The sequence below is a fragment of the Streptomyces sp. McG3 genome, from assembly GCF_018619185.1.
In the GTDB taxonomy this organism is placed as follows: domain Bacteria; phylum Actinomycetota; class Actinomycetes; order Streptomycetales; family Streptomycetaceae; genus Streptomyces.
Window position 1 is genome coordinate 1 of the sequence record NZ_JAAXYC010000361.1, and the last position, 7,323, is coordinate 7,323.

General features: G+C 72.7%; 8 protein-coding genes. All 8 read right to left on the reverse strand.

The window, feature by feature from the left end; genetic code table 11:
• Nucleotides 1-229: 229 nt before the first annotated feature.
• Entirely contained in the window at nucleotides 230-1,285 is a 1,056-nt protein-coding gene (locus HET64_RS34165) for a 2-aminoethylphosphonate ABC transporter substrate-binding protein (RefSeq protein WP_215111133.1), read from the reverse strand.
• A gap of 34 nt (nucleotides 1,286-1,319) precedes the next feature.
• Nucleotides 1,320-2,117: an ABC transporter permease gene (locus HET64_RS34170; protein WP_050359725.1), complete on the reverse strand. Its 798-nt coding sequence runs from the start codon at nucleotides 2,115-2,117 to the stop codon at nucleotides 1,320-1,322.
• Nucleotides 2,104-2,997 carry a 2-aminoethylphosphonate ABC transporter permease subunit gene (locus tag HET64_RS34175; RefSeq protein ID WP_215111134.1) on the reverse strand — a complete coding sequence of 298 codons (894 nt, stop codon included), beginning with the start codon at nucleotides 2,995-2,997 and terminating at the stop codon, nucleotides 2,104-2,106. The genes HET64_RS34170 and HET64_RS34175 overlap by 14 nt, the downstream gene beginning before the upstream one ends.
• Complete coding sequence (locus tag HET64_RS34180) at nucleotides 2,990-4,219, reverse strand: ABC transporter ATP-binding protein (RefSeq protein WP_215111135.1); 1,230 nt, start codon at nucleotides 4,217-4,219, stop codon at nucleotides 2,990-2,992. Before HET64_RS34180 ends, HET64_RS34175 begins: the two co-directional genes overlap by 8 nt.
• Nucleotides 4,216-4,965: a phosphonatase-like hydrolase gene (locus tag HET64_RS34185; RefSeq protein ID WP_215111136.1), complete on the reverse strand. Its 750-nt coding sequence runs from the start codon at nucleotides 4,963-4,965 to the stop codon at nucleotides 4,216-4,218. Before HET64_RS34185 ends, HET64_RS34180 begins: the two co-directional genes overlap by 4 nt.
• Before the next feature lie 5 nt (nucleotides 4,966-4,970).
• Nucleotides 4,971-6,095 carry a TIGR03364 family FAD-dependent oxidoreductase gene (locus tag HET64_RS34190; protein WP_215111137.1) on the reverse strand — a complete coding sequence of 375 codons (1,125 nt, stop codon included), beginning with the start codon at nucleotides 6,093-6,095 and terminating at the stop codon, nucleotides 4,971-4,973.
• 152 nt (nucleotides 6,096-6,247) lie between these two features.
• Nucleotides 6,248-7,018 (reverse strand): GntR family transcriptional regulator, encoded by a 771-nt coding sequence (locus HET64_RS34195; RefSeq protein ID WP_215111138.1) that lies wholly within the window; start codon nucleotides 7,016-7,018, stop codon nucleotides 6,248-6,250.
• A 105-nt stretch (nucleotides 7,019-7,123) separates the two neighbouring features.
• A partial coding sequence (locus tag HET64_RS34200) for an LPXTG cell wall anchor domain-containing protein (RefSeq protein WP_215111139.1) occupies nucleotides 7,124-7,323 on the reverse strand: 200 nt, incomplete at its 5' end.

Genomic DNA, 7,323 nt, shown 5'->3' on the forward strand with positions numbered 1-7,323 from the left:
GGACACGTGATCCTCCAGGGAGGGGGCGGGTCGGACGGGGCTGGGCGTGAACTGCCTTCTGAACCTGCTGGGCCTGCTGAAACTCCTGGGCCTGCTGGGCCTGCTGAACCTGCTGGGCCTGCTGGGCCTGCTGGGCCTGCTGAACCTGCTGGACCAGACCCGTTACCTTCGCGAGATAATCGGGCCGAGTCCAGACCCTCGCAGGAATCCGTGGCGGGGAGGTGTCCGGTCAGCTTCCGGTGGCCGACTTCCAGGCGTCGATGTACGTGTCCAGGTTGGCGCCGATGTCCGCCCAGTCGGGCTCGAAGATCTCCACGCCCTCCATCAGCCGGGCCAGTTCGACGGCGTTGGCGTCGGTGGCCTCGATGTCCTTGCGGGCGGCGAAGCCCCCGCCGACCGCGCTGACGTCGCGCTGGGCCTGCTCGGAGAGCATGAAGTCGAGCAGCTTCTTGCCGTTCTCGCTGTGCGGGCCCTTGGCGACGAGGCCGGCCGCGTACGGCAGCGCGAAGCTGGTGGGCTTGCCGTCGCCCTTGGCGGGGAACCAGATGCCGAGGTTGGGCATGTCCTTGGACTGGGCGAAGTTCATCTGGACGTCACCGTTGGCGGCGAGGAGTTCCCCCTTGTCGACCTTGGGGGCGAGCTTTCCGGTGGAGGCGGACGGGCCGACGTTGTTGGTCTGGAGCTTCTTCAGGTACGCCATGGCCGGCTCCTGCCCGCCGAAGTCGTGCATCGCCTTGATGAGGACGGCGGTGCCGTCGCCCGCGACGCCGGGGGTGGAGTACTGGACCTTCTCCTTGTACGCGGGGTCGAGCAGGTCCTCCCAGGTCGCAGGCGGGCTCTTCAGCTCCTTCTTGTTGTGGATGAACCCGAAGTAGTTGTTGACGACGGAGGTCCACTTCCCGTCGGCCGCCCGGTCGGCGCCGTCGACCTGGTCGACGCCCTTCGGCTCGTACGCCGTGAGGAGGCCCTTGGCGTCGGCCTGCTGGATGAAGGGCGGCAGGGTGACGAGCACGTCGGCCTGGGTGTTGGACTTCTCGCGGACGGCGCGCTGCACCATCTCGCCGGAGCCGCCCTCCACGTACTTCACCTCGATGCCGGTCTTCTTCTCGAAGTCCTTGAAGACCTTGTCGTACCAGCCGTCGCCGTTCTCGCCCTTGAGGCCGTCGGCGCTGTAGACGGTGACGGACTTCTCGTCGGACGCGGCGGAGGAGCCGCCGCAGGCGGTGAGGGTGACGGCGGCGACGCCGGCCATGGGGAGGGCGAGGGCACGGACACGGTTGCGCATGGGGATTCTCCAGGGGGAAGTACGGGGGCGGGGATCAGCGGTAGGAGGCGCGGGTCCGGATGCGGGAGACGGCGGCCAGGACGAGGAGCGTCGTCGTCATCAGGACCACGGCGAGGGCGGCGCCGGTGAAGAGCGAGCCCCGGTCGGTGGCGGCGAAGATCTGCACCGGCAGCGGGGTCCAGTCCGGCGGGTAGAGCATCATCGTGGCGCTCAACTCCCCCATGGACAGGGCGAAGCAGAGCCCGGCGGCCGAGGTGAGCGAGGGGAGCAGGAGGGGCAGCCGGATCCGCCACAGGACCCGGGCGGGGCTCGCCCCGAGGCCGGCGGCGGCCTGTTCGTACATCGGGTCCAGACGGCGTACGGCGGCGGAGACCGACTGGTACGCGAACGCGGTGACGAGGACGGTGTGGGCGAGGATCACGATCCAGCGCGTCCCGTTGAGCAGGACGGGCGGCTGGCTGTAGGCCACCAGCACCGCGAGGCCGACGACCACCGAGGGCACGGCGACGGGCAGGATGAACAGGGCGTCCAGGAGCCGCTTTCCGCGCTTGCGGAGAGAGGCGGCGGCGAGCGCGGCCCAGCCGCCGAGGGTGAGCGCGAGCACGCTCGCGGCCACGGCCGTGACCAGGCTGGTGGTCAGCGCCTGGAGGGAGTCGCCGCTCGTCGCGGCGGAGTAGCGCTCGACGGTGGGTCCGGAGGGGAAGGCGCCGGACCAGTTCGTGGCGAGGGACGCGGCGAGGATGACGAGCAGGGGCACCGCGAACAGCGGGACGAAGAGGAGGAGGAAGACGGCCCAGGTGGCCCACTTCCCGGCCCGGCTATGCACCAGCACGACGGCTCACCACCCGGTAGAGGCTGTAGAGGCCCACGGAGATCGCGATGTTGACGACGGCGACGACGCAGGCGGCCGGGTAGTCCGACTCCAGGATCGCCTTGCTGTAGACGAGCATCGGCAGCGTCGTGACGTCCTTCGCCCCGGTGAACAGGACGATCCCGAACTCGTTGAGGCACATCACCAGGACGAGGCTGCCGCCGGCCGCGAGGGCCGGGAGCGCCTCGGGCAGGATGACCTGCCGGATGATCCGGACGGGCCCGGCGCCGAGTGAGGAGGCGACCTCCAGCTGTCCGGTGTCGAGCTGGGAGAAAGCGGCGAGCAGCGGGCGCATCACGAACGGCGTGAAGTAGGTGATCTCGGCGAGCAGGACGCCCCAGGGGGTGGTCAGGAAGTGGAAGGGCCCTTCGGCCGCACCGGTGACGTCGGTCCAGAGCCCGTTGGCCATCCCGACGGAGCCGTAGATGAACAGCAGGGCCAGGGTGATGAGGAAGGACGGGAAGGAGAGGAACACGTCGATGAACCGCGCGACCGCCTTCCCGCCGGGGAACGGGACGAACGCGATGATCAGCGCGAGGACGAACCCGAGGACGAGGCATCCCACGGTCGAGCCGACCGCGAGCCACACGGTGGTGGTGAGCGCGTCGCGGAAGACCTCGGAGGCGAAGACGTCGGCGTACGGGTCGAGCGAGACGCCGCCCTCGTCGGGGGTGACGGACTGCTGGACGACGAGGGCCAGCGGGTAGAGGAACGCGAGCGCGAGGACGGCGACGGGCGGCAGCGCCCAGACCCAGGTGGGGACGGAGCGGGACCGTGCGGGGGCGGGGTCCGGTTGCCCGGGACCCGCCGTCCGCTTCCGGTCGAGGACGGCACTAGCCACCGGGCACCCCCGCCTTCTCCGGCGCGACCGCGGCGCCCGCCGGGCCGGCCGCTCCCGCGGCTCCGGTTCCTCCCCCGGCTCCGGCTCCTCCTGCCGTTCCCGCCGCGCCCATGGTTCCCTCGGTTCCTTCTGCTCCCGCCGTTCCCGCCGTTCCCGCCGTTCCCGCCGGGAGGAGCACCGCGTCCTCGGACGCGAAGTGCAGGGTGACCGGGTCGCCGATGGCCGGGGGCTCGCGCAGTTCGCGGAGGTCGGCCATGAGGCGGTGGCCGTCGACGTCGGCGTGGACGCGGTGGGTGGAGCCGCGCCACTGGACCTCGGTGACGCTGCCGGTGAGCGCGTTGGGTCCGTCGCCGAGGCCGACCAGGTGCGGCCGGACGCAGAGGGTCGCGGTGGCTCCGGGGGCGGCGGTGTCGGTGGGGGCGGCGAGCGCGTGGCCGCCGAACTCGACGGCTCCCGCACCGGTGACCGTGACCGGGAGGAGGTTGGCGTTGCCGACGAACGAGGCGGTGAACTCGGTGCGCGGGCGGCGGTAGAGCTCCTGGGGGGTGCCGCAGTCCTGGAGCCGGGCCCGGTCCATGACGGCGATCCGGTCGGCGAGGGTGAGGGCCTCGACCTGGTCGTGGGTGACGTACAGGATCGACACGTCCGGCAACTCCCGGTGCAGTCGCGCCAGTTCGGCGAGCATCCCGGAGCGTAGCCGGGCGTCGAGGGCGGAGAGCGGTTCGTCGAGGAGCAGGACGCCCGGGCGGATGGCGAGCGCACGGGCGATGGCGACGCGCTGCTGCTGGCCGCCGGAGAGTTCGCGCGGGTGGCGCTCGGCGTACGCCGCCATGCCGACGAGTTCGAGGGCCTCGGCGACCCGGCCGGGGATCTCGGCCTTCGGGGTGCGGTGGGCCTTGAGCCCGAAGGCCACGTTGTCCTTGACCTTGAGGTGCGGGAAGAGGGCGTACTGCTGGACCACCATGCCGATGCCGCGCCGGTGCGGGGGCAGGGCGGTCACGTCCCGGCCGCCGAGGAACACCCGCCCGGAGGCGGGCCGGACGAACCCGGCGACGGCGCGCAGGGCGGTGGTCTTGCCCGAGCCGGACGGCCCGAGGAGGGCCATCACCTCGCCGGGTTCGACGGTGAGGTCGAGCCGGTCGAGGACGACGTTTCCGCCGTAGGCGACGGTGACGCCCTCGAAGCGGATGCCGCTGGGGGCGGCGGGTGCCGGGGCGCTCACGCCTCGGCCCGCGCGATGAGGTCGGGCAGCTCGGCGACGGACCCGAGCACCTGGGTCGCGCCGTGCCGGGTGAGCTGGTCCCTGTCGTGGGCGCCGGTGAGGACCCCGGCGACGATCCCGGCGCCGGAGCGTACGCCGCTGAGCATGTCGTACGAGGTGTCGCCGGCCACCACGGTCCGCCGGACGTCGTCCACGGCTCCGGTGCGCAGGAAGGCGGCCAGCACCATGTCCGGGAAGGGCCTACCCCGGCCGCCCGCGTCGGCGGGGCAGAGGGTGAGCGGGACGAGGTCCTGCCAGCCGAGGGCGGCGAGGATGGCGTCCTGGGTGGTGCGGGCGAACCCGGTGGTCAGGACGACGGTGCGGCCTTCGGACGCGAGCCGCTCGATGGCCTCGCGGGCGCCGGGGAGCGGGGCGATGCGGCCGCCGTCGACGAGTTCTCCGTACGCCTCCTCGAAGGCGATGTTGGCCCGCTGGGCCTTGGCTTCGCCGCCCTCGCCTCCCTGGCCGTCCTCGCCCTCCTCGCCGGCGAAGAGGTGCCGGAAGACGGTGATCTTGGATTCACCCATGGTGGCCCGTACGTAGGCGAGTTGGCGGGCATGCTCGTCGGATCCGGGGCGTACGCCGAGGCGTTGGGCGGCCGCGGAGAAGGCCTGCTCGACGAGGCCGCCGTCGGCGACGGTGGTGCCGGCCATGTCGAGGACGACGAGGCGGTAGGGGTCGCGCGTGATGTCGGTCGGGGAAGTCATGTGGTTCACCAGCCCAGTTGGTCGGCGGTCGTTTCGGCGATGGCGGGTGAGCACGTCATACCGCGCCCGCCGGGCCCGGTGACGAGCCAGACCCCGTCGGACACCTGCTGCCGGTGGACGACGCGCGAGGTGTCGGTGCACTGGGCGTAGACGCCCGCCCAGCGGTGGCGGACGCGCGGCAGCGGGCGCCCGAGGAAGGCCTCGACGACCCGGGTGAGGTGCTCGTAGGGCTCCTCGACGGTGTCGAAGGCGAAGGGGTGCTCGTACTCGTGGGTGTCGCCGATGGTCAGCCCGCCGTCGCGGCGCTGCACCATGAGGAGCTGCATGCGGTGCTCGGCGGCGACCGGGTCCTGGGCCTGTCCGGCGTTGAGGGCGTCGAGCGCCTCGCCCCGGTAGGCGGGGTAGTAGCGGAAGCTGTCGGCGTCGGCGACGGAGGTGGTGAGCGGTTCACCGAGCGGGTCGGTCTGCATCATCTGGAGGCGGACGCGGCGCACGGGCAGCTCGGGACCGGCGAGTTCCCGGACCAGGCCGCCGAGCCAGGCGCCGGTCGCGAGGATCACGGCGTCACCGGTGTGGACGTCGCCGTGGTCGTCGCGTACGGAGGCGGTCCCGACGACGTCACGCACCTCACGGCCGCCGAGGTAGGTGTACCGGCCGGAGGCCAGCAGGTGTTCCTTCAGGGCGAGTTGGGCGGTGCGGGGTTCGACCGCCGCGTCCCGTTCGCACCACAGGGCGGCGGTGAACGCGCCGCGCAGGGCGGGGTTGAGCGCCCGCGCCTCGCCGGCGGTGAGCAGCTTGTAGCCGCGTGCCGCCGCGTCGGGCCGGGCGACGGCCGCCTCGGCGACGGCGACCTCGCGTGCGGTGCGCAGCGGGGTGAGCGAACCGCAGGCCCGGAAGCCGAGTCCGGGCACCCGCTCCCCGACGGCCTCCCACAGCTCGCGGGCGCGCAGGGCGGTCTCCAGCTCCTCGCCGCCGGCCCGGCCACTGACCCATATCTGTCCGAAATTGCGGAGCGATGCCCCGCGCGCCTCGCTCTCGCGCTCGATCTGTACGACCTCGTGGCCGCGGCTGACTGCGTGCCAGGCGTGCATGGTTCCCACCACGCCGGCTCCTACGACGATGACTCTCACGACGGCCACGCTCCTCGGGACGGGTGTCCCGCACGCGTCCGTTCACCGACGGGACGGTGAACGACCTCGCAAGTTTGGACCAGACCCGTTATCTTCTCGTGATCTTGCGGGTCGTGTGGTGCAGCAGGCCACGGTCCCGGTCCCGGCCCCTCTCAGCTCCGCTCCTCGCCTCGCAGATGGGCGGAGAAGGAGAAGCGGTCGCCCCGGAACAGGGTCCGCACGCGCTCCAGCGGCCGGCCGTCGGCGTCCCGGGAGAGCCGGTGGATCAGGAGCATCGGCAGGGCGGGCGGGGTCCCGATGAGCAGGGCCTCGCGGGGGGTCGCGAGTACGGTCTCGATCCGCTCGTCGGCGTCGCCGAAGGCGATCTGGAGGCGGTCGCGGAGGTAGGAGTAGAAGGAGGAGTCCGGGTCGAACTCCGTGTCCAGGCCCGGGACCCGGGCGACACCGACGTACGTGCTCTCCAGGCCGACGCGCTCGTCGTCGGCGAGCAGTACCCGCTCCAGGTGCCAGACCGGCTCGCCCCGCTCGACCGCGATCTCGGCGGCGAGCGCCTCGGGGCAGGGGAAGCGGTCCAGGCCGATGAGGTGGCGGCCGGGCCGGCGGCCCTGACGACGGACGCCCTCGGTGTAGCTGGCCAGCGAGAGCGGCTGCTCCAGCTTGGGACCGGCGACGACCGTGCCGCGCCCCTGCCGGCGCAGCCGCCCTTCCAGGAGGAGTTCGCGCAGGGCCTGGCGGACCGTCTCGCGCGCGACCTCGTGCCGCTGGGCGAGCTCGCGCTCGGTGGGCAGGAGCCCGCCCTCGCCCAACGCGTCCAGCAGCACCGCGATACGGGCCTTGACCGCGTAGTACTTCGGGATGCGGCCGTGCTCGGGGATGCCGGAGCGGATCGGTGCGCCAGGTGCCTGGTCGTTCGGGTAGTCCACGGCCCGATGGTTGCAGACGCGGGTGAACGGGCGGCGTCACGGGCTCCGCTCCCGCCAACGCCCGGGCGCCGGTCCCACCAGGGCACCTGCGGTGGCGGCGGCCGGTCAGTCCGTGGTGCGGCGGACCCGGCGGGCATACCGCAGCAGCGCGGCCCCGCCGAGCAGGAGCGCCCCGGCGGCGGCCCCGGTCCAGGCCAGTGACTCCGGTCCGGTGCGGGCGAGTTCGGGGAGCGGGCGGCCCAGAGAGTCGCGGGGCGGGCGTCCGGGGTGGTCCTCGTCGGCACCCCTGCCCTCCTCCCCGGTTC

Bases quoted from the DNA above. Each gene is read 5' to 3' on its own strand.
- HET64_RS34165 (WP_215111133.1), bottom strand. From the start codon at position 1,285: ATGCGCAACCGTGTCCGTGCCCTCGCCCTCCCCATGGCCGGCGTCGCC.
- HET64_RS34185 (WP_215111136.1), bottom strand. From the start codon at position 4,965: ATGACTTCCCCGACCGACATCACGCGCGACCCCTACCGCCTCGTCGTC.